The sequence below is a fragment of the Leclercia adecarboxylata genome, from assembly GCF_035787115.1.
In the GTDB taxonomy this organism is placed as follows: Bacteria; Pseudomonadota; Gammaproteobacteria; order Enterobacterales; family Enterobacteriaceae; genus Enterobacter; species Enterobacter adecarboxylatus_E.
The window spans coordinates 1-381 of the sequence record NZ_JALKTL010000025.1 but is presented as its reverse complement, the minus strand read 5'-3'; the positions used below and the strand labels follow the sequence as shown (position 1 = coordinate 381).

Genomic DNA, 381 nt, shown 5'->3' with positions numbered 1-381 from the left:
GCTCACACAGATTGTCTGATGAAAATACAGCAGTAAAAATCTCTGCAGGCTTGTAGCTCAGGTGGTTAGAGCGCACCCCTGATAAGGGTGAGGTCGGTGGTTCAAGTCCACTCAGGCCTACCAAATTTGCGAAGCAAATTTGAAGAGATTGATCACGATGGGGCTATAGCTCAGCTGGGAGAGCGCCTGCCTTGCACGCAGGAGGTCTGCGGTTCGATCCCGCATAGCTCCACCATCTTTTACTGCACAATACTGAAAACTTCAGAGTGTACCTGCGAGGGTGCGCTGCGAAGTTTTGCTCTTTAAAAATCTGGATCAAGCTGAAAATTGAAACGACACACGAAAGTGTGTTCGAGTCTCTCAAATTTTCACAATCATGAA

General features: G+C 47.5%; 2 tRNA genes. Both read left to right on the top strand.

What is annotated here, in order from left to right:
• Nucleotides 1–46 precede the first annotated feature (46 nt).
• Nucleotides 47–123, top strand: a tRNA-Ile gene (locus MXM41_RS22685).
• Between the two features lie 36 nt (nucleotides 124–159).
• Nucleotides 160–235, top strand: a tRNA-Ala gene (locus MXM41_RS22680).
• Nucleotides 236–381: the final 146 nt, after the last annotated feature.